The sequence below is a fragment of the Buttiauxella sp. A111 genome, from assembly GCF_014189855.1.
Lineage (GTDB): Bacteria > Pseudomonadota > Gammaproteobacteria > Enterobacterales > Enterobacteriaceae > Buttiauxella > Buttiauxella selenatireducens.
In genome coordinates, this window is the sequence record NZ_BJFN01000008.1 from 106793 (window position 1) to 127517 (window position 20725).

Here is a 20725-nt window from a genome sequence, read left to right on the forward strand (position 1 = left end):
GGTTACTCTTCTTCGTTCCCACCCTCTTCGAGTGGCCCAAAAGGTTTAGCTGGCAATACCAGGTACACACCTTCAAAAACAGCGCCCTGTTCATCATCACCAAAAAGCTCAACTTGCAATGCAACGCGAGCTTTGCGGCCTCGTGCCAGACGATCCAGATCACCACTTAAAGAGCCCAGGTCGGCAATCGCTCCTGGCCTTCCGGTGATCGGGCTGCTATATCGGATGTGCGCATCAGCGAGAATAATCGTGCCACCCAAATGGCGCTCGCGCAGCATTAACCAAATCAGCCCCCACCCCGTCAGCGTAGCAAGAGAAAACAGGCTGCCTGCGAATAACGTCTGATGGGGATTTTGATTGCCTGCCTCAGGCATGGTGGTAATGAATTTCTGCCCGGTGTACTGCAGTATCCGCACCCCCATTTTTTCACTTAATGGAATATGCTGATACCAGGCTTGCTGTAGCTGCCCGCACCAGTCAGCCCGATGGAGAATATCATCCAGCGAGGCAACCGGTTTTATCATCAGATAATGGCGAATAGGAGTGGTCGAAGGCGTGGTGATTTCGCCCTGATTCTCAAAACCCAGCTTGGCAAAAAACTCAACGGCATCTTCGCGTGCGCTACACACCACACGTTTGACCCCTTCCTGGCGCGCAACAGACTCCAGCGTCATCGCCACTAGCGTTCCGAGCCCTTTATCTTGTACTGATGGATGAACCGCCATGAAGCGGATAGCGGCTTCGTTATCGGCATTGATGTACAAGCGACCAATAGCAACAATATTCCCTTCTTCATCCACCACCATTTGGTGATGCGCCATGGCATCCCAGGCGTCACGTTCGGAGCCTTTGGGTTGATGCAGAGGCTTGCGCAACATCTCCCAACGAAACTGGTAATAGAGCTCAAGCTCTTCTTCGGTTTGCGGTACGCGAAGGTGATACATACATGTACTCTCTCTTGTTACGCGGGACCGTAAATGCTGCGAACTCAGACCTGTAACCAAAACGTCACCGGACCATCGTTGGTCAGGCTCACCTGCATATCCGCGGCGAAGCGCCCCGTTTCAGCCACGATGCCCTGTTGTCTACAGCGTTCAACAAAGTATTCATACAACTCTTCAGCAAGTTGTGGTGCAGCACCACCCGAGAAGCTCGGACGCATACCGCGTTCGGTATCGGCTGCGAGGGTAAACTGCGATACCACCAGCACGCTGCCACCCGCTTGCTGAACATTCAGGTTCATTTTGTCGTTTTCATCGCCAAAAATGCGGTAACCCAAAACCCGTTCGCAAAGACGATTCGCTTTCTGTTGGTTATCTTCTTTTTCGACACCCAATAACACTAAAAGTCCTGGGCCAATTTTACCCGTCACTTCACCCGCCACGGTGACGCTTGCGTGGGTGACGCGCTGAATTAATGCAATCATGGTTCTTCCAATTCTTCCTGCTGTGATTCGATGCGAAGTTTTCGGTAATCGCCGAGAGTGACAGTAATTTCGGCGCCGAGCAATACGATACACCAGGTCCAATAGACCCAGACGAATAAAATGGGGATCACGGCTATTACACCGTAAATCAATTGGTAAGAGGGAAACATGGTGATGTAGAGGGCGAAGCCTTTTTTCCCCAACTCAAATAAAAGAGCGGCGACCAACGAGCCAATCAGTGCATCACGCACGGGAACGCGAGTCGTTGGGACAATGCTGTAGAGCATCCAGAAAGACAGCCAGGAAAGGATTAATGGCAAGATGCGTAACATATCATCAATAACGGTATTAAAGCCCGTGACCCACCGTAGAGACAGCAAATACGAACTGATCGCCAGACTCGCCCCAGCCAACAGCGGCCCAAGCGTTAAAATCATCCAGTAAACCGCAAACGAGTAGATTTTTGGTCGTGTACGAGTACTGCGCCAGATGGTGTTTAGCGCGCTATCCACGGCATACATCAGTAATAACGCGGTGACGATAAGCCCGCAGGCCCCCACCGCCGTCATTTTGGTAGAGTTAGCGACGAACTGTTCGATATAGCGCTGAATAATGTCACCGGTAGCGGGCAGAAAATTTGAGAACACGAAGTGGCGCAGTTGGATACTGATATCGGCAAACATGGGAAATGCCGCAAATAACGCAAACACCACCGCAACCAAAGGCACCAGCGAGAGCAATGACACGTAGGCAAGGTTCCCTGCAAGCGTGGTCATATTGTCCTGGTCGATGCGGTGCCAGAGTAACTTTCCCCAGGCGATACACGGACTGAGGTGTTGGCTCGTTTTGCGATGAACGTCTTTTATCATAGGCCTTTTGCGAAGTAGCCAGGCACCGTGTCTTTTCCGGTCACCAAAATGCTGGTGATACCCAACTGTTGAGCTCCTTTAATATTATCGGCGTTGTCATCAAAAAAGACCGCCTGATCTGCAGAAAAACCTTCTGTTTCGAGTAGCTTTTGATAAATCTCTGCGTCGGGTTTACGCATACCCATTTCCTGAGACAGGTAGATTTTATCTGCCGCCTGTCCAATTTGCGGATATTCGCCAGGCCAGAAATACGTATGTAAGCGGTTAGTGTTAGAGAGCACAACAACGCGATGCCCTTGTTCGCGAAGCTTGTTCATAATAGCGATAACGTCAGGACGTAGTCCGACAAAGATAGCCTGCCAGCCTGCGGAAAATTGGTCGAAGCTCAATGCCATGCCCATCTCGTCACAGACCGCTTGAGCGAATTCTTCATCACTAATTTGCCCACGTTCGTGGCGCTTGAAGGCATCTCCCATCACAAAGCTTTTTTGCAAATTCGCTAGCGGGACGCGACTGTAATCGCTCCATACCCCCATCACGCGGTTGAAGTCGATATCAACAATGACGTTGCCTAAATCAAAGATATACAGCATAAGCCTCTCCTTTGCGCATGGACAAATAACTGTAGCGGTAAAGGGGGGCTTTGACTATCGCTGGCAGAAAAGCGATCCGAGTTCTGCGAACAGTTCGGCAAAAAAGAAGCAAAAAAAAGCCCCGCCTAAACAGGCAGGGCTTCAATGCTTTATAAACAGCTTTGCAGGAAAGAAACTTACGCTTCTTTGCCGCCACGACCTGCGCGTTTGCGGTCGTTTTCAGTCAGGTGACGTTTACGAATACGTACGGACAGCGGGGTAACTTCTACCAGTTCGTCATCATCGATGAACTCCAGTGCCTGCTCAAGAGTCATTTTCTGAGCTGGAACCAGTGTAGTCGCTTCGTCAGTACCGGACGCACGCATGTTGGTCAGTTTCTTACCGGTCAGGCAGTTAACAGTCAGGTCGTTAGAACGACTGTGAATACCGATGATCTGGCCTTCATAAACTTCAGCACCGTGACCCAGGAACAGCTTACCGCGATCCTGCAGACCGTACAGAGCAAACGCAACCGCTTTACCCTGGCCGTTAGAGATCAGCACGCCATTCTGACGCTGGCCCACTTCGCCCTGACGAACGTCGTCATAATGGCTGAAGGTGGAGTACAGCAGACCTGTACCAGACGTCATGGTCATGAATTCGTTACGGAAACCGATCAGACCACGGCTTGGGATCACGTAGTCAAGACGTACGCGGCCTTTGCCGTCTGGATTCATGTTTTTCAGGTCGCCTTTACGCTCACCAAGAGCCTGCATCACAGAACCCTGGTGTTGCTCTTCGATATCAAGAGTCACGTTTTCAAACGGTTCCTGCTTACGGCCATCGATTTCACGGAAGATAACTTTCGGACGGGACACAGCCAGTTCGAAGCCTTCACGACGCATGTTTTCGATAAGAACAGACAGGTGCAGTTCGCCACGACCGGATACACGGAATGCATCCGCATCTTCGGTTTCTTCAACGCGCAGCGCAACGTTGTGCACCAGCTCTTTGTTCAGGCGGTCAAGGATCTGACGGGAGGTAACGAATTTACCTTCTTTGCCACAGAACGGAGAGGTGTTGACGTTGAAGAACATAGAAACGGTTGGTTCATCAACAGACAGTGCTGGCAACGCTTCAACATTTTGCGTATCGCAAAGGGTGTCGGAGATATTCAGTTCGCCAAGACCGGTAATCGCGATGATGTCGCCTGCTTCGGCTTCGGTGGATTCAATACGCTCCAGACCGAGGTGGGTCAGCACTTTGCCAACTTTACCGTTACGAGTTTTACCTTCGCTATCGATGATAGTGATCTGCTGGTTAGGCTTCACTTTACCGCGTTTGATGCGACCGATGCCGATTACGCCAACATAGTTGTTGTAGTCGAGCTGGGAAATTTGCATCTGGAACGGACCATCAAGGTCAACGCTTGGTGCTTTAACGTGGTCAACAATCGCCTGGTACAGCGGGGTCATATCTTCCGCCATATCACCGTGATCGTTGCCCGCGATCCCCATCAATGCAGATGCATAGATAATTGGGAAATCGAGCTGCTCGTCGGTTGCTTCAAGGTTAACGAACAGGTCGAATACCTGATCAACAACCCAGTCAGGACGCGCACCAGGACGGTCAACTTTGTTGATTACAACAATTGGCTTCAAACCATGGGCAAATGCCTTTTTGGTTACGAAGCGCGTCTGCGGCATTGGGCCATCCATTGCATCAACGACCAGCAGAACGGAGTCTACCATGGACATTACACGTTCAACTTCACCACCGAAGTCGGCGTGCCCAGGGGTATCAACGATGTTGATACGGTAGTCATTCCATTTGATAGCGGTGTTTTTAGCGAGGATGGTAATCCCACGCTCTTTCTCCAAATCGTTGGAGTCCATCACGCGTTCAGTAGCTTCAGCACGTTCGTTACTGAAAGTACCAGATTGCTGCAGCAGCTTATCAACCAGGGTAGTTTTACCATGGTCAACGTGCGCGATGATGGCGATATTACGCAGATTTTCGATCACAACTTTGCCTCAGGCATTAGAAATAGCGCGTTATTGTACACGTATTAATCGAAGGACAGAACAGGATCACAAAGAACCTTTACAAACAATGTTGAAAGTAAGGGTTTGTGATCGCTTTCACGGAGCAAAAAAGGGAGCCATAACGAAAATTGCACCAATATGGTGCTCAAATCTCAGACCGAAGCACTACATTGGTGCAAACTATCCATCATGGTGCAGCCCTTTTGCACTATACCGCGCATGATAGCGCCTTTTTAGGGTAATTTAAAAGTTGGCACAGATTTCGCTTTAATCATTTCAGGGCGAAAAGCCAAATAGAATGTATTGAACACCTCGTTACCACGACGACAATGACCAATCCAGGAGATTTAAGTATGTCCGCTGAACACGTATTGACGATGCTGAATGAGCATGAAGTGAAATTTGTTGATTTGCGCTTCACTGACACCAAAGGTAAGGAACAGCACGTCACAATTCCTGCTCACCAGGTGAATGCTGAATTCTTCGAAGAAGGCAAAATGTTTGATGGCTCCTCGATTGGTGGCTGGAAAGGCATCGACGAATCCGACATGGTTCTGATGCCAGACGCATCTACCGCGGTTATTGACCCGTTCTTCGCAGACTCCACTCTTATCATTCGTTGTGACATTCTTGAGCCAGGCACTTTGCAGGGTTATGACCGTGACCCACGCTCCATCGCAAAACGTGCTGAAGACTACCTGCGCTCAACTGGCATTGCCGATACTGTACTGTTCGGGCCAGAGCCAGAATTCTTCCTGTTCGATGACATCCGTTTTGGTAGCTCTATTTCCGGTTCTCACGTTGCTATCGATGATATCGAAGGCGCATGGAACACCGGTACTAAATACGAAGGCGGTAACAAAGGTCACCGTCCTGCTGTTAAAGGCGGTTACTTCCCGGTTCCTCCGGTTGACTCATCTCAGGACCTGCGTTCTGCAATGTGTCTGACCATGGAGCAAATGGGCCTGGTGGTTGAAGCGCATCACCACGAAGTTGCAACAGCGGGTCAGAACGAAATCGCCACCCGCTTCAACACCATGACCAAAAAAGCGGACGAAATTCAGATCTACAAATATGTGGTTCATAACGTTGCTCACGCATACGGCAAAACTGCGACCTTCATGCCAAAACCAATGTTTGGTGATAACGGTTCCGGTATGCACTGCCACATGTCCCTGTCCAAGAACGGTGTAAACCTGTTCTCTGGCGACAAATATGCAGGCCTGTCTGAGCAAGCGCTGTACTACATCGGTGGCGTTATCAAGCACGCTAAAGCCATCAACGCCCTGGCGAACCCAACAACCAACTCTTACAAGCGTCTGGTCCCGGGTTATGAAGCTCCAGTTATGCTGGCTTACTCTGCGCGTAACCGTTCTGCTTCTATCCGTATTCCAGTGGTTGCGTCTCCGAAAGCACGTCGTATTGAAGTGCGTTTCCCAGACCCAGCAGCTAACCCGTACCTGTGCTTTGCAGCTCTGCTGATGGCTGGTCTTGATGGCATCAAGAACAAAATCCATCCGGGCGAAGCAATGGACAAAAACCTGTACGACCTGCCGCCAGAAGAAGCGAAAGAGATCCCACAAGTTGCTGGCTCTCTGGAAGAAGCACTGAACTGCCTGAACGAAGACCGTGAGTTCCTGACTGCAGGTGGCGTGTTCACCAATGACGCAATCGATGCTTACATCGCCCTGCGTATTGAAGAAAATGACCGTGTGCGTATGACTCCGCACCCGGTAGAGTTTGAGTTGTACTACAGCGTTTAATATTAGTAATACTCTGCGGATTTCTTGCCACAGCCAGGCTGGCAATCGAATGAATCCCGATGAGCTTACTCAAGTAAGTGATTCGGGTGAATGAGAGTAGCCAACACCGCTGTGGTAAGAAAGACGCTGAGGATTTTGTTGCCGTGGAAACTTTTGGCCCATCTCATGATGGGCTTTTTTCTCCACAAATAACCTTCTGTAGCAATATCTTTTGCCCGCAGGAAACTATACTGCACCATCACAGTGCAAATTATCGGAGACTGCTGTATGGCAACCGGCACACTGCCCGATGCTGGGCAGATCCTGAATTCTTTAATCAACAGTATTTTACTGGTCGATGACGAGCTGGCGGTGCATTACGCCAATCCAGCTGCACAGCAACTTTTGGCGCAAAGTTCGCGCAAGCTGTACGGCACACCTCTTCCAGAGCTGTTGAGTTACTTTTCGCTAAATGTTGGCTTGATGCAGGAAAGCCTGACCGCAGGCCAGGGTTTTACCGATAACGAAGTCACACTGGTTATTGATAGCCGTTCCCACATTCTTTCCCTGACTGCACAACGTTTGCCAGAAGGTTTCATCCTGATGGAAATGGCGCCGATGGATAATCAGCGACGTTTAAGTCAGGAACAGTTACAGCAAGCGCAGCAAATTGCCGCTCGTGACTTAGTCCGCGGGCTGGCACATGAGATTAAAAATCCACTGGGTGGGTTACGCGGCGCGGCGCAGTTACTGGCAAAAGCCTTACCCGATCCCTCTCTCACCGAATACACCAAGGTGATTATTGAGCAAGCTGACCGCTTACGTAATCTGGTGGACAGGCTATTAGGCCCGCAACAACCCGGCATGCACGTCACTGAAAGTATTCACAAAGTTACAGAGCGTGTGATGAAATTGGTGTCGATGGAGTTACCAGCGAATGTAACGCTGGTGAGAGATTACGACCCAAGTTTGCCTGAGTTGGCGCATGATCCCGACCAAATTGAACAGATTTTACTGAATATTGTGCGCAACGCGCTTCAGGCGTTGGGCAGCGACGGCGGTGAAATTGTGCTACGCACGCGAACTGCGTTTCAAATTACGCTGCACGGGACGCGTTATCGCCTGGCTGCTCGCATTGATATTGAAGACAACGGTCCGGGGATTCCGGCCCATCTGCAGGACACACTATTCTACCCAATGGTGAGCGGACGTGAGGGAGGGACGGGTTTAGGTCTTTCTATTGCACGCAACTTGATCGATCAGCATTCGGGAAAAATCGAATTTAACAGTTGGCCAGGTCATACCGAGTTCTCGGTTTACCTGCCTATTCGTAAGTAGAGGTCTTTATGCAACGAGGGATAGTTTGGATCGTTGATGACGATAGCTCCATCCGTTGGGTGCTGGAACGCGCTCTGACTGGGGCGGGTTTAAGCTGCACCACGTTTGAAAGTGGCAATGAAGTCCTGAATGCTCTTGCAACCAAAACCCCGGACGTTTTGTTATCTGATATTCGCATGCCCGGCATGGATGGTTTGGCGCTGCTAAAGCAGATTAAACAACGGCACCCGATGTTGCCGGTCATCATAATGACAGCTCATTCAGACCTTGAAGCGGCGGTGAGCGCCTATCAACAAGGCGCATTTGATTACCTGCCAAAGCCTTTTGATATTGATGAAGCTGTTGCACTCGTTGAGCGAGCCATCAGTCATTATCAGGAACAACAGCAACCGCGTAATGTGCAGGTTAATGGGCCGACGACCGATATCATCGGTGAAGCTCCCGCGATGCAGGATGTGTTTCGCATTATTGGCCGCTTGTCCCGATCATCAATAAGTGTGCTGATTAACGGCGAATCCGGTACGGGTAAGGAGTTGGTTGCCCACGCTTTACATCGTCATAGTCCGCGAGTGAAATCCCCTTTTATCGCGCTGAATATGGCCGCCATTCCAAAGGATTTGATTGAGTCCGAGCTGTTTGGCCATGAGAAAGGTGCTTTTACCGGTGCGAATCAAATTCGCCAGGGCCGTTTTGAGCAGGCTGATGGCGGCACACTGTTCCTCGATGAAATTGGTGATATGCCGCTGGATGTGCAAACCCGCTTACTGCGCGTGTTAGCTGACGGGCAGTTTTATCGCGTTGGCGGTTATGCGCCCGTAAAAGTGGATGTGCGAATTATTGCCGCGACTCACCAGAATCTTGAGTTGCGCGTACAGGAAGGGAAATTCCGTGAGGACTTATTCCATCGCCTGAACGTAATACGTGTGCATTTGCCACCTCTGCGTGAGCGTCGCGAAGATATTCCGCGCCTGGCTCGCCATTTCTTGCAAGATGCCGCGCAGGAATTGGGTGTGGAAGCAAAGCTGCTCCATCCCGAAACCGAAACGGCGTTAACGCGTTTGGCCTGGCCTGGAAACGTCCGCCAGCTGGAAAATACTTGTCGCTGGTTAACAGTCATGGCGGCAGGTCAGGAAGTGTTGATTCAGGACTTGCCCGCCGAACTATTCGAGACAACGATTCCCGATAGTCCGGCACATTCTCAGTCCGACAGTTGGGCAACACTACTGGCACAATGGGCAGATCGTGCATTACGTTCCGGTCATCAGAACTTACTCTCTGAGGCTCAGCCAGAGATGGAGCGTACACTGCTGACGACTGCACTACGCCATACGCAAGGGCATAAGCAGGAAGCAGCAAGGCTTCTTGGCTGGGGACGCAATACCCTGACGCGTAAGCTCAAAGAGTTGGGAATGGAGTAGCTTACAATTTATATCCTAAATAATTCGAGTTGTGGGTAGGCGGCAAGAGAGCTAATCCCCAGGAGCTTACTTGAGTAAGAGACTGGGGTTAGTGAGCGCTGCCAACGCCCCCACAACTTGAAGAATGACGGATATTTAGATTACGCGAGAGAACTGTTGCAACCGTGCCTTCTGGCGCAAGTAACTATCAAAACACATGCAGATATTACGGATTAGCAAACGACCTTTTGCCGTGACCTGGATATGTTTGCCGTCAATGTCCACCAGCCCATCTTTCGCTAGTGGCTTCAGCAATTTCAAATCTTCTGCGAAGTATTCTTCTGCATTCAGATCCCAAAGCTTTTCTATTTCCACAAGGTTGAGCTGGAAGTTACAAATCAGCGCTTTGATAACGTCACGACGAATACAGTCATCACGGGTTAATGCCAGACCACGCCATAGCGCATCGCCTTGCTGATCAACCTGTTGGTAATACGTTTTAAGCTCTTTCTGGTTCTGTGCGTAGCAATCGCCAATCATGCTGATGGCGGAAACGCCCATACCCAACAGATCCGTATCACCCTGGGTGGTGTAACCCTGGAAATTACGGTGCAATTTCCCTTCGCGTTGAGCAATCGCCAGTTCATCATCCGGACGAGCGAAATGGTCCATGCCAATAAACTGGTATCCAGTCGCCGTTAGCGAGCTGATGGTCTCTTGCAGAATATCGAGTTTCTGCTGCGCGCTGGGTAAGTCTGCATCTTTGATTTTGCGTTGCGCCGCGAACAATGTCGGCAAGTGCGCGTAGTTAAAAACGCTTAAACGATGCGGGCTGAGTTCTGCCACGCGTTTGAGCGTGAAGGCAAAACTTTCCGGCGTCTGTTTTGGCAGACCATAAATCAAATCGATATTGGTTGATGTGAAACCCAGTTCGCGCGCGCGCTGAATCAAGGCAAAGATAAACTCTTCGTCTTGTTCACGGTTAACCAAACGCTGAACTTCTTTGTTGAAATCCTGCACCCCCATACTCAGGCGAGTAAAGCCTTCCTGGCGCAGGTGGTCCAGCACATCAAGTTCGATTTCACGCGGATCGATTTCAATAGACAGCTCGGCGTCTTCATTGAAATTGAAATGACCCCGTAGAAGCCCCATCAAACGGCTTATCTGCGCTTTACTCAAGTAAGTTGGTGTACCGCCGCCCCAATGCAGTTGGCTGACGTGACGGCCCTTGAAGAGCGGCGCACGGTGGGCAATCTCTTGTTCCAGCGCATCAAGGTACTGATCGGCCTTGTGCGTCTGCCGAGTCACGATCTTGTTGCAGCCGCAGAAGTAGCAGAGCTTGTGGCAGAACGGGATATGAACATATAGCGACAGCGGGCGCTCAGGATAACGAGCCACCGCCTGTAGAAATGCCGCCTCACCGAAGTCTTCTGAAAACTCCAGCGCAGTCGGGTAAGAGGTATAACGCGGCCCTGAATAATTATATTTCTGGATCAGGGCCAGATCCCAATCGATTAACAGCTCAGACATACTCACTTCCTCCGGTGATGCCGCATTCGTTGACGGCGCAACGATTTTTGCAATCGCGACAACCGCCGTAGTTTAACGAATAACCACAGCAGATAACACACCAGAGGAATAACCACGAAAAGAACAGGTAATCCCATCGGGGTAATCGTTAATCAGTGCCTTTGAGCAGGCGCATCAGGTCATCGCCCTTCTCTTTTTCTTCTTCATCTTCGTCATCATCGTAAGCGATGCCGAGTTCAGCCATCAGTGCATCGATACGATCAAGCTTAGCGTTAACCCAAGCCTGCTCTTCGGCATTGAGCGTTTCACCTTCTTCAAGACGTTCCAGCAACGCATCCAGGCGTTCATCATTCTCCAGCAAATCCAGCTCAGCCTGTGGTGTTAGCATAGGTTTCTCGCTCTTAGGTTTGTGCTGTTTCGGTTTTTTGACCTGGACTTCAATTACGCCCAGGGCGATTGGTTTTTTACTGCCAATGCGCGGATCTTTGGCCTGGCTGCTGCCTTTTCCACTTTTAGCCGACTCGACGCCGCCAGTTGCACGACTACCTGCTGCGTGGCCACTGTGTTTTTTCTCACGTTTGCGATCGCGAGCTTCACGATCAAGCTCTTCACGCGTTTTGCGGCGTGCTTTTGAAGGTTTAGAACCAGGTACTGCTGAGTTTTGTTGCTTCATAATAATTTTTCTTGAGCCGTTTTCATTCAGTATAGAATTGCGGCGGAATCTAGCAGAAAGCAAGCAAAGAAAAAAGGCGGCAGGTTAACCTGTCGCCTTTTTCTTGTTCCTGGACCTTTATCTGGTCACACAATCCCTGTTTGCACTCGACGCCCTGTCTTTCCTTTGCAAACAACTTCCGTGTCAATCCATGTCCTTGTTAAACGTCTCCTGACGTTGCCTCCTGGCATTCCCACTGGTTCCTCGCCATCCTGACAATCCTGAACCCTCATCCTGAGTTGCTATCCTTTGTGGCTCTCCTTTGCCTGTGCCGCTAACTTTACTCTTACCCATTGATTCTACAAGATGAGTATTTGTGTTAAGTCATGAATGCAATCCGAGAGAGTAAACATAATGCACTGTAATATATAGCCTTTTAATTATCATGGCATCAATCAACACTGCGTTCTCTGACAGATAGAGTGGTCAATATCCTACAAACCTCGGGCGGATTTCTGTAATCCTGTAAGCCGCGCCGAGAAACACGGCGTTTTCCCCATGTTCAGGTATAATCCCCCACAATGCTCATCCTGAGGGAGACAACCGTTTTGACAAACTGGAATTATCAACTGACCCACTTCGTGCTTAGCGCACCGGACATTCGCCATTTACCTTCTGATACCGGTATTGAGGTTGCTTTCGCAGGCCGCTCTAACGCAGGGAAATCCAGCGCATTAAATACGCTGACCAATCAGAAAGCACTGGCTCGAACCAGTAAAACACCAGGCCGTACTCAGCTCATCAACCTGTTTGAAGTCGCTGAAGGTAAACGTCTGGTGGATTTACCGGGTTACGGCTACGCCGAAGTGCCGGAAGAAGTAAAACTGAAATGGCAGCGCGCGCTCGGTGAATATCTGCAAAAGCGTAATAGCTTGAAAGGCCTGGTCGTGCTGATGGATATCCGTCATCCACTTAAGGACCTTGATCAGCAGATGATTCACTGGGCTGTTGCCAGCAACATTCCCGTCATGTTGCTGTTAACCAAGGCTGATAAGTTGGCATCTGGTGCTCGTAAAGCACAGTTGAATATGGTGCGCGCCGCAGTAGTGGACTTTAACGGTGACATTCAGGTTGAGGCGTTTTCGTCACTGAAGAAAATTGGTGTCGATGTACTGCGTCATAAGCTTGACGGCTGGTACAACGATATCGCTCCAGCAACTGAAGAAGATGGTGTAGAAGAAGACGACGAGACGACTGGCGAATAACCATCCTTCGTTATTGGCCATACCTAAAATAATTCGAGTTGCATTGCGGGGGCAAATGAACGCTGCCAACAAAGATGCAGCTTGGAATTTTATGGGTATGGCACAATAAAAAACGCCCCAGTCATTACTGACTGGGGCGGCTAAAATATTCAGCCAAATCCGATTACGTGAAGTAAAAGGTCTGAAAGATAGAACATCTTACCTCTGTACCCTACGCAAATAACTCTACTCCTTTTTATTCGGATGAAAAAGCATTTTTTGTAGTTTTTTTTCACTCTTTGCACGCCAATTTTGAAGCGTCATCACAAAAAGCTATGACTTATGTTCTTTAGTTACAGAACTCGCTTCAAATTAGTGCGCTTCATCCCAATTTGCACCGCTCCCAACTTCCACCAGCAACGGCACATCCAGTTTCATGCTGCCTTCCATCAGTTCGTGGACTTTCTTCGATACGGCTTCCAGATCGTCCTGATGAACTTCAAATACCAATTCATCGTGTACCTGCATGATCATTTTTACGCGTGGTTTATCTGCCTCAAGCCAGGCATCGACGGCAATCATCGCGCGTTTGATGATGTCAGCTGCCGTTCCCTGCATAGGCGCGTTGATAGCCGCACGTTCAGCACCAGCACGACGTGCCGCATTACTAGAGTTGATATCTGGTAAATACAGACGACGTCCATCCAGGGTTTCAACATAACCTTGCTCTTTAGCCTGCTTACGAGTGCGCTCCATGTACTCCAGCACGCCAGGGTAGCGCTCAAAGTAGAGATCCATGTATTTCTGCGACTCTTTACGCGGAATGTTGAGCTGGCGTGACAAACCGAATGCGCTCATGCCGTAAATCAGACCGAAGTTAATCGCTTTCGCGCTGCGGCGTTGCTCTCCAGAAACGCTATCCAACGGAATTCCGAATACTTCAGATGCAGTAGCACGGTGAATATCTTTGCCTTCGGCAAATGCAGTTAGCAGCCCCTTGTCACGAGATAAATGCGCCATAATGCGCAACTCGATTTGCGAGTAGTCGGCAGAAACGATCAAGTAATCTTTGGGTGCAATAAAAGCCTGGCGAATACGTCGCCCTTCTTCATTACGCACCGGAATGTTTTGCAGGTTCGGTTCGGTAGAAGACAAACGCCCGGTCGCTGCCACCGCCTGATGATAAGAGGTATGAACGCGCCCGGTTTTCGGGTTAATCATTAGTGGCAGCTTATCGGTATAAGTCGATTTCAGCTTCGCCAAACCACGGTGCTCAAGAATGACTTTTGGCAGCGGATAATCCAGTGCTAATTCTTCCAACACTTCCTCAGAAGTAGAAGGCGCGCCGCCAGGGGTTTTCTTCAGTGGCTTAATACCTTGTTTCTCAAAAAGAATAGTCTGCAACTGCTTAGGTGAAGCAAGATTAAACGCTTCGCCAGCTATTTCATGTGCAGTCAATTCAAGCTCTGCCAGTCGTTTCGTCAACTGCTCAGAATGGGTGTGCAGAATAGCGGGATCAATTTTGACGCCGTTACGTTCAATGCGTGACAGCACTGGGACAAGCGGCATTTCAACATTTTTAAAGATGCTTAATGGCCCTTCACGTTTCTCGAGCTTTGGCCACATCTTCAGATGCAACTGCAAGGTAACGTCTGCATCTTCTGCGGCATAACGTCCAGCTTGCTCAAGATCGATCTGGTTAAATGTCAGCTGCTTTTTGCCTTTACCGGCAATCTCTTCGAAGGTGATAGTCGTGTGCTTCAGCCAGCGAGAAGCCAGGCTGTCCATATCATGACGGCCTGCCACGCTATCAAGTATGTAGGACTCGAGCATTGTATCGAACGCAATTCCGCGTAACTCAATATCGTAGTTCTGCATGATGCCGCGGTCATACTTCAGGTTCTGTCCAACTTTAAGAACACTTTCATCTTCAAGTAACGGCTTAAGAAGTTCGAGCGCCCGTTCACGAGGGATCTGCACCGGTGCATCTAAATAGTCATGCGCGACAGGGATATAGCACGCAACACCCGGTTCGGTAGCAAACGAAAGCCCCACGAGGTTCGCACTGATATTGTCCAGGCTGTCGGTTTCAGTATCGAAAGCGATAACAGGCGCTTTCTTCAGGCGGGAAATCCACTCTTCAAGTACGGTTTCGTCAAGAATGGTGACGTAGTTGTCATAAGAAAGCACACTGGCAGGCTCTTCCGGTTCAACTTCGGCTTCAATTTCAATGGTTTTAGGGGATTGCGCTACAGGTTTCGCGCCCTTAGCTTGCATCCACTTGCCCGCTTCAACGTCCGTAATCCAACGTTTAAATTCATATTGTTTAAACAGGCTAAGCAACTCTTCACCTGCTGGCTGCTGCACTTCTAATTGCTCGCAACCTAACTCGAGCTCAACATCCGTTTTGATGGTAGCCAGTTTATAGGAGAGGTAAGCAAGGTCTTTGCTTTGCTCAAGCTTCGCTGCCATGGTTTTCGCACCACGGAAGGTCAACTCTGCGATTTTTTCTGGGTTGGCATACAACGCATCTAAACCACCTAAACCTTGCAGTAACGCCTGTGCAGTTTTCTCACCAACGCCCGGTACACCAGGAATGTTATCTGATGAGTCACCCATTAAAGCCAGGAAGTCGATAATCAGCTCAGGAGGTACACCATACTTAGTGCGGACTTCTTCCGGGCCAAGGATAGTATTAGTCATGGTATTGATTAGCGTAACGCCAGGAGTAACCAGCTGCGCCATATCTTTATCGCCGGTGCTTATCAGTACCGGACGGCCAACACGTTCCGCCTCAAGCGCCAGCGTACCGATAACATCGTCTGCTTCCACACCTGAAACAGCCAACAGAGGTAAGCCCATGGCTTTTACCATCGCATGAAGTGGCTCAATTTGCGCTCGAAGATCATCTGGCATTGGTGGTCGGTGTGATTTGTAATCCTCAAACAACTCGTCACGGAAGGTTTTACCTTTAGCATCAAACACCACAGCGGCGTGAGTCGGCTGGTACTGCAACAACAAGCTACGCAGCATGTTCAGCACGCCGTACATTGCCCCGGTCGGTTCACCTTTGCTATTGGTCAGCGGTGGAAAGGCGTGATAGGCACGATAGAGATAAGAGGAGCCATCAACGAGGATAAGTGGGTTTTGCGCGATCTGAACCATAATGTTCCGTTCCGTGACTGGTTTTAGTTTATAGGTAAAGGATGCCATAGCCTGGCTGAAAACATGAACTTTTGAGGAAGATAAGGTGAAAAGTTTTGTTGATCTTCGAGATCGGCCCCACGATCAATATTGTGGATAAGTTTGTGCATAATTCTTTAAGCAATTGATTGCTAATCTGTAAGGAAATCATCACCAAGATTAATTTCAATAATTTTCAATATCTTGCATAACACTCATTCACTGAGAAGACATTTTGCTAATGATCGATAAATGTGGATATAAAAATAAATTATGTTATAGACCGGTATTATTCAAAGCATGTGGTATGCGGGTTTATTATTCAGCAGTTTTAGTGTCATCACTGGTGATAAATTTCTGATAAAATTCAGCCTTACTATCCTATTCCCAGCACCCGACACTCCTTAACCATCTGAAAAATTTATTTATGTCGAGATTATTCGCCGCGATAACTTTGATTCTGAGTGTCGCTCTTACTATCGTGGTCACTGTAGCCTGCTCAGTACCCATTATTATTGCTGGCATCATCAAGCTACTTCTACCTATTCCCATCATCTGGCGCTCAATCTCGGCATTTGCTGATTTCATGATGTACTGCTGGTGTGAAGGATTGGCCTTTTTGCTCAGGTTAAATCCACACTTGAAATGGGATGTTGAAGGGCTCGATGAGCTCAGTAAAAAAAACTGGTATCTGCTGATTTGTAATCACAGAAGCTGGGCTGATATCGTCATTTTGTGTGTGCTGTTTCGTAAACATATCCCAATGAATAAGTACTTTTTAAAACAACAGCTCGCCTGGGTGCCATTTATGGGTTTAGCTTGTTGGGCGTTGGATATGCCTTTCATGAAACGCTATTCGCGCGGGTATTTGTTACGTCATCCGGAGCAACGTGGCAAAGACGTCGAAACCACTCGCCGTTCTTGTGAAAAATTCCGCTCTCACCCAACAACCATCGTGAATTTTGTCGAAGGTTCAAGGTTCACTAAAGAGAAGCGTTTACAGACTCGTTCAGCTTTTAAAAACCTACTTCCGCCAAAAGCAGCAGGAATCGCAATGGCTCTCAATGTGCTTGGAAAACAATTCGATAAACTGCTGAATGTGACGCTTTGTTATCCTGAAAATACACAAAAACCATTTTATGACATGTTAACCGGGAAAATGACGCGAATTGTGGTTAGAGTGTCGCTGGTGCCTATTGCAGAGGATCTGCATGGCGATTATGTAAATGATAAAGCTTTTAAACGTCGCTTCCAGCAATGGTTGAATGCATTGTGGCATGAAAAAGACGAGCTACTGACAAGCATCAAGCAATAGAAAAAAGCCGGTCAATGACCGGCTTTTTTGTTATTTCTGTCCAACCAGGAACTTGGCTACATCAGCATATTGCTGAATAAACACGTCCATGTTGCTCGTGTCCATGCCTTGCGGATTCAACTGATATTTTCCGTTGACGAACATAGCTGGAACGCCCTGCAATTGCAGATCCGCAGCAGCTTTCTCTTGTTGAGCAACCAGTGATTTCACAACAAAACTGTTCCATGCAGCGTCGTACTCTTCTGGTTTAACACCAGCGTCGATGAATACCTGGCGGATATCAGCAACGTTTTGAACAGTCTGAGTCTTCTGTACAGCTTCAAACAGTGGAGCGGTGATTTTGTCTTCCACGCCCAATGCCATCGCAACAGCCCATGCCTGAGTTAAATCTTTGCCCAATGGGCCCAGGAACTCAACATGGTATTTTGTCATTTTGGTGCCTTCTGGCAGCTTTTTCTTCACAGTATCAGAGACATGAAGAACTTCTTCAAACTGATAGCAATGTGGGCAGTAGAAGGAGAAAAACTCTAAAACTTGTGGCTCACCGGCAACAGGTTTTTCTAAAGTGATAAATTCTTTTCCGTCTTTAAACTGCGCGGCAGACACGCTGAATGCCAGGATCATCCCCGCCAGCGCCAGCCAAATCTTTTTCATCATTAAATCTCTCCTGAATAAATACTGATTAATACATTGGCGTTAATGTTAGTGGTGGTTCACGCAGAACCCTTACCTGCTCTGTAAAAGTCGCAGTTTGTCTTCGCCAGTAATCTTCGTCTGTAAGCCACGGAAAATTTCTGGGGAAAGCAGGATCATCCCAGCGTCGAATTATCCACGCGAGATAATAGACCATTCGCATTGCACGTAAAGGTTCTATGAGTGCAATTTCGTCTGATTCAAATGGGGTAAACTCTTCATACGCTTCGACAATCATTTCCAACTGCATTCTCTGCTCGGCTTTGTCACCGTTGAGAAGCATCCAGATATCCTGAATTGCCGGGCCATTTCTGGCATCATCCAGATCGACAAACAAAGGGCCATCACGCCAGAGAATATTCCCTGGATGACAATCACCGTGCAGTCTCAATGGCTGAAAATCGGTATGCCAATGAAGTTTAACTTCAGCTATTAGCGCATCTGTTGCACTGAGAAATCCCTTCTTGAGGGCAGAGGGAATCAAAGGCGTATGCTCAAACATTTCGCGAGGCTCAAATAAGTATTCACTTAAGCCTATGTCAGGACGCGCAGAAAATTGCTTACGTCGACCGGTTTGATGTATACGGCCAAGATAGCGCCCCACCCATTCCATCTGGTCGAGGTTATCTGTTTCGTACTGCCTTCCCCCCAAACTTGGGAACACAGCATACATAAAGCCGTTGTGGCGTAATAGCGTGTTGCCGTTGAAATGCAGGGGAGCGGCGACCGGAACCTCATCAGCTTGCAACTCAAGTGCAAACTGATGCTCTTCTTCTATCTGCTCAGGTGACCAACGATGAGGCCGATAAAACTTAACCACATAACGTTTACGATCCTCGTCCTGAAACTGGTAAACGCGGTTTTCAAAACTGTTTAATGGGGTCAAGCCGGAATCCACCCGTATACCCTGTTCGAACAGGGCATCCATGATGGTATCCGGATGTAGTGTTTGAAAATTGAAAGCGCTGTCTGTCATCCAGGCAACCAACTGTAAATACGAATAGTTGAGGATAACATTTCATCACCGCTAAAGTGGGCCGGCTTACAAGCTTTTACTCTTTAATTACGCCGCGAGCGCGTAATAATGCAGTCTTAAAATCTTCTTCATAGTCTTTCTGAATGCCGGGAATAACAGCATCTTTTGCAGAGTCGCGCATTTTCAGATGATAAATCAGCACATCATCAGTGAGATCGGTTAATTCACCGGTATAACCTGACTCTTTGCTGAGTTTCTGCAAAAATTGAATCAAGTTGAGGTCCGGCTCTTTCTGCCATGCGGGCTGAAGTAACTCGAGCAGTTCGTTAAGACGTTTGCATTTCATGATTGTGCTCCTTTCACATGAGAGATGTGACACGTTAGCAGGCTCAAACCCACATTAAAAGAGGCGATATAAGTGAGATGTTTAACGGAAGTTACTGGTGTGGTGTTGGCGGGAGGAAGAGCCACAAGAATGGGTGGCAAGGATAAAGGACTGATACACCTAAATGGTCTGCCATTATTTGAGCATGTCACCAGAAAACTCACGCCTCAAGTCAATAACGTGGTAATTAGCGCAAATAGAAATATTGATATATATCAGTCTATTGGATTACCTGTCCTGAGTGACACTCTGCCTGATTACCCTGGGCCATTGGCAGGAATGCTATCTGCAATGCAAAAACTTGATAGTGAATGGTTTTTGTTTTGCCCTTGCGATACCCCTAATATCCCGGACGATTTGGCATACAAACTTTGGGAACAGAAAGGGGCGTCCTGCGCCATATGGGTAAATGATGGTGAGCGAGATCATCCAACCATCGCTCTTTTACATAACAAACTAGCGATATCGCTGGAAAACTATCTGGCTTCTGGCGAGCGGCGGGTTATGTACTTTCTACGAGAGGCTGGCGGTCACGCCGTATTATTCCCGAACCAGATGCAAAACTTCATCAACGTGAATTCACCTGATGATCTCGCCCAATGGGAGCGTAAATAGATGATACCTCTGCTCGCTATTGCCGCCTGGAGTGGCACCGGCAAAACAACGCTTCTCAAGCAACTGATCCCTTTACTCATTCAACAAGGGATACGCCCAGGCCTAATCAAACATACTCATCATGATGTGGATGTCGATAAACCTGGAAAGGACAGCTACGAATTGCGGAAAGCTGGTGCAGCACAAACGATTGTGGCCAATAAGAATCGCTGGGCGCTAATGACTGAAACATCTGAGCAAGAAGAACTGGATTTACATTGGCTCGCCAGCCGAATGGATCCGACCTCACTCAATGTGATATTAGTTGAAGGTTTTAAGCACGAGGCGATACCTAAGATCCTGCTTTATCGGTCAGGAGTAACGCATAGCATTGATGAGCTGGAAATCGACAGTAATGTTATTGCCATATCAAGTGACGTGCCGATCCCGAATGCAAGACTTCCGGTTCTGGACATCAATTCACCCAGCCAGATTGCTGATTTTATTGCTAAATGGCTTAATAAATGAGTTTCGCCTGCGCAGTTGCAAGCTTTTTTCGTGTAAATACTCGTATCATCCTGATACTCGCCCCTCCGGGGCCGCCGTGACCGGCGTGCAAAATTGTTCCCGACAGTTTATTGCAGACAGCAAAAAGCCCTGTACGTCAGTACAGGGCTTTCCACTTATTTGGAGCCTGGCAGTTCCCTACTCTCGCATGGGGAGACCCCACACTACCATCGGCGCTACGGCGTTTCACTTCTGAG

At 48.5% G+C, this 20725-nt stretch carries 18 protein-coding genes; 7 read left to right on the forward strand and 11 right to left on the reverse strand.

The features are described from left to right. Positions 1 to 2: 2 nt before the first annotated feature. The 5 genes from fabY to typA form a co-directional block, all read right to left on the reverse strand. Positions 3 to 944 (reverse strand): fatty acid biosynthesis protein FabY, encoded by a 942-nt coding sequence (gene fabY / locus BSPA111_RS20350; RefSeq protein WP_183272950.1) that lies wholly within the window; start codon positions 942 to 944, stop codon positions 3 to 5. 44 nt (positions 945 to 988) lie between these two features. After that, positions 989 to 1426, reverse strand: a complete 438-nt coding sequence (gene dtd / locus BSPA111_RS20355) for a D-aminoacyl-tRNA deacylase (RefSeq protein WP_183272951.1) — start codon at positions 1424 to 1426, stop codon at positions 989 to 991. Next, on the reverse strand, positions 1423 to 2295 hold the full coding sequence (locus tag BSPA111_RS20360; RefSeq protein WP_183272952.1) for a virulence factor BrkB family protein: 873 nt from the start codon (positions 2293 to 2295) through the stop codon (positions 1423 to 1425). Before BSPA111_RS20360 ends, dtd begins: the two co-directional genes overlap by 4 nt. After that, entirely contained in the window at positions 2292 to 2888 is a 597-nt protein-coding gene (gene yihX / locus BSPA111_RS20365; protein WP_183272953.1) for a glucose-1-phosphatase, read from the reverse strand. The genes BSPA111_RS20360 and yihX overlap by 4 nt, the downstream gene beginning before the upstream one ends. Positions 2889 to 3064: 176 nt before the next feature. Beyond that, a complete protein-coding gene (gene typA / locus BSPA111_RS20370; protein ID WP_183272954.1) occupies positions 3065 to 4891 on the reverse strand; it encodes a ribosome-dependent GTPase TypA in 1827 nt (608 codons plus the stop codon). A 374-nt stretch (positions 4892 to 5265) separates the two neighbouring features. On the opposite strand from typA, the gene glnA reads away from it, so the two are divergent. The 3 genes from glnA (at position 5266) to glnG (ending at position 9410) form a co-directional block, all read left to right on the forward strand. After that, complete coding sequence (gene glnA / locus BSPA111_RS20375) at positions 5266 to 6675, forward strand: glutamate--ammonia ligase (RefSeq protein ID WP_183272955.1); 1410 nt, start codon at positions 5266 to 5268, stop codon at positions 6673 to 6675. A 267-nt stretch (positions 6676 to 6942) separates the two neighbouring features. After that, on the forward strand, positions 6943 to 7992 hold the full coding sequence (gene glnL, locus BSPA111_RS20380) for a nitrogen regulation protein NR(II) (protein WP_183272956.1): 1050 nt from the start codon (positions 6943 to 6945) through the stop codon (positions 7990 to 7992). Between the two features lie 8 nt (positions 7993 to 8000). After that, positions 8001 to 9410, forward strand: a complete 1410-nt coding sequence (glnG, locus tag BSPA111_RS20385; protein ID WP_183272957.1) for a nitrogen regulation protein NR(I) — start codon at positions 8001 to 8003, stop codon at positions 9408 to 9410. Between the two features lie 135 nt (positions 9411 to 9545). Here glnG and hemN read toward each other — a convergent pair whose 3' ends face one another. Together hemN and yihI are read right to left on the reverse strand one after the other, a co-directional pair. Continuing rightward, positions 9546 to 10919: an oxygen-independent coproporphyrinogen III oxidase gene (gene hemN, locus BSPA111_RS20390; protein WP_183272958.1), complete on the reverse strand. Its 1374-nt coding sequence runs from the start codon at positions 10917 to 10919 to the stop codon at positions 9546 to 9548. A gap of 148 nt (positions 10920 to 11067) precedes the next feature. Then, on the reverse strand, positions 11068 to 11592 hold the full coding sequence (gene yihI, locus BSPA111_RS20395; RefSeq protein WP_183272959.1) for a Der GTPase-activating protein YihI: 525 nt from the start codon (positions 11590 to 11592) through the stop codon (positions 11068 to 11070). Between the two features lie 587 nt (positions 11593 to 12179). On the opposite strand from yihI, the gene yihA reads away from it, so the two are divergent. Then, positions 12180 to 12836, forward strand: a complete 657-nt coding sequence (gene yihA / locus BSPA111_RS20400) for a ribosome biogenesis GTP-binding protein YihA/YsxC (protein WP_183272960.1) — start codon at positions 12180 to 12182, stop codon at positions 12834 to 12836. A 351-nt stretch (positions 12837 to 13187) separates the two neighbouring features. Here yihA and polA read toward each other — a convergent pair whose 3' ends face one another. After that, the gene (polA, locus tag BSPA111_RS20405; RefSeq protein WP_183272961.1) at positions 13188 to 15980 is read right to left on the reverse strand and encodes a DNA polymerase I; all 2793 of its coding nucleotides are present in this window, start codon (positions 15978 to 15980) and stop codon (positions 13188 to 13190) included. A gap of 445 nt (positions 15981 to 16425) precedes the next feature. On the opposite strand from polA, the gene BSPA111_RS20410 reads away from it, so the two are divergent. Then, positions 16426 to 17313: an acyltransferase gene (locus BSPA111_RS20410; protein WP_183272962.1), complete on the forward strand. Its 888-nt coding sequence runs from the start codon at positions 16426 to 16428 to the stop codon at positions 17311 to 17313. A gap of 30 nt (positions 17314 to 17343) precedes the next feature. On the opposite strand, the gene dsbA is transcribed toward BSPA111_RS20410, so the two are convergent. From dsbA to BSPA111_RS20425, 3 genes are all read right to left on the reverse strand, one after another. After that, positions 17344 to 17967, reverse strand: coding sequence for a thiol:disulfide interchange protein DsbA (gene dsbA / locus BSPA111_RS20415; RefSeq protein WP_183272969.1), 624 nt, complete (start codon positions 17965 to 17967; stop codon positions 17344 to 17346). A 28-nt stretch (positions 17968 to 17995) separates the two neighbouring features. Beyond that, positions 17996 to 18982 carry a serine/threonine protein kinase gene (locus tag BSPA111_RS20420; RefSeq protein ID WP_183272963.1) on the reverse strand — a complete coding sequence of 329 codons (987 nt, stop codon included), beginning with the start codon at positions 18980 to 18982 and terminating at the stop codon, positions 17996 to 17998. 76 nt (positions 18983 to 19058) lie between these two features. Beyond that, entirely contained in the window at positions 19059 to 19328 is a 270-nt protein-coding gene (locus BSPA111_RS20425) for a YihD family protein (protein WP_034499931.1), read from the reverse strand. Between the two features lie 72 nt (positions 19329 to 19400). Between BSPA111_RS20425 and mobA the strand changes: the two genes are divergently transcribed. Continuing rightward, the gene (gene mobA / locus BSPA111_RS20430) at positions 19401 to 19982 is read left to right on the forward strand and encodes a molybdenum cofactor guanylyltransferase MobA (protein WP_183272964.1); all 582 of its coding nucleotides are present in this window, start codon (positions 19401 to 19403) and stop codon (positions 19980 to 19982) included. After that, complete coding sequence (gene mobB / locus BSPA111_RS20435) at positions 19983 to 20489, forward strand: molybdopterin-guanine dinucleotide biosynthesis protein MobB (protein WP_183272965.1); 507 nt, start codon at positions 19983 to 19985, stop codon at positions 20487 to 20489. Positions 20490 to 20725: the final 236 nt, after the last annotated feature.

What these genes read in the sequence shown, in the direction of transcription:
- BSPA111_RS20420 (WP_183272963.1), bottom strand. Translation starts at nt 18,982, where the DNA reads ATGACAGACAGCGCTTTCAATTTTCAAACACTACATCCGGATACCATC.
- hemN (WP_183272958.1), bottom strand. Translation starts at nt 10,919, where the DNA reads ATGTCTGAGCTGTTAATCGATTGGGATCTGGCCCTGATCCAGAAATAT.
- fabY (WP_183272950.1), bottom strand. Translation starts at nt 944, where the DNA reads ATGTATCACCTTCGCGTACCGCAAACCGAAGAAGAGCTTGAGCTCTAT.
- glnL (WP_183272956.1), top strand. Translation starts at nt 6,943, where the DNA reads ATGGCAACCGGCACACTGCCCGATGCTGGGCAGATCCTGAATTCTTTA.
- glnG (WP_183272957.1), top strand. Translation starts at nt 8,001, where the DNA reads ATGCAACGAGGGATAGTTTGGATCGTTGATGACGATAGCTCCATCCGT.
- dtd (WP_183272951.1), bottom strand. Translation starts at nt 1,426, where the DNA reads ATGATTGCATTAATTCAGCGCGTCACCCACGCAAGCGTCACCGTGGCG.
- polA (WP_183272961.1), bottom strand. Translation starts at nt 15,980, where the DNA reads ATGGTTCAGATCGCGCAAAACCCACTTATCCTCGTTGATGGCTCCTCT.
- dsbA (WP_183272969.1), bottom strand. Translation starts at nt 17,967, where the DNA reads ATGAAAAAGATTTGGCTGGCGCTGGCGGGGATGATCCTGGCATTCAGC.
- glnA (WP_183272955.1), top strand. Translation starts at nt 5,266, where the DNA reads ATGTCCGCTGAACACGTATTGACGATGCTGAATGAGCATGAAGTGAAA.
- BSPA111_RS20425 (WP_034499931.1), bottom strand. Translation starts at nt 19,328, where the DNA reads ATGAAATGCAAACGTCTTAACGAACTGCTCGAGTTACTTCAGCCCGCA.
- yihX (WP_183272953.1), bottom strand. Translation starts at nt 2,888, where the DNA reads ATGCTGTATATCTTTGATTTAGGCAACGTCATTGTTGATATCGACTTC.
- mobB (WP_183272965.1), top strand. Translation starts at nt 19,983, where the DNA reads ATGATACCTCTGCTCGCTATTGCCGCCTGGAGTGGCACCGGCAAAACA.
- BSPA111_RS20360 (WP_183272952.1), bottom strand. Translation starts at nt 2,295, where the DNA reads ATGATAAAAGACGTTCATCGCAAAACGAGCCAACACCTCAGTCCGTGT.
- yihI (WP_183272959.1), bottom strand. Translation starts at nt 11,592, where the DNA reads ATGAAGCAACAAAACTCAGCAGTACCTGGTTCTAAACCTTCAAAAGCA.
- BSPA111_RS20410 (WP_183272962.1), top strand. Translation starts at nt 16,426, where the DNA reads ATGTCGAGATTATTCGCCGCGATAACTTTGATTCTGAGTGTCGCTCTT.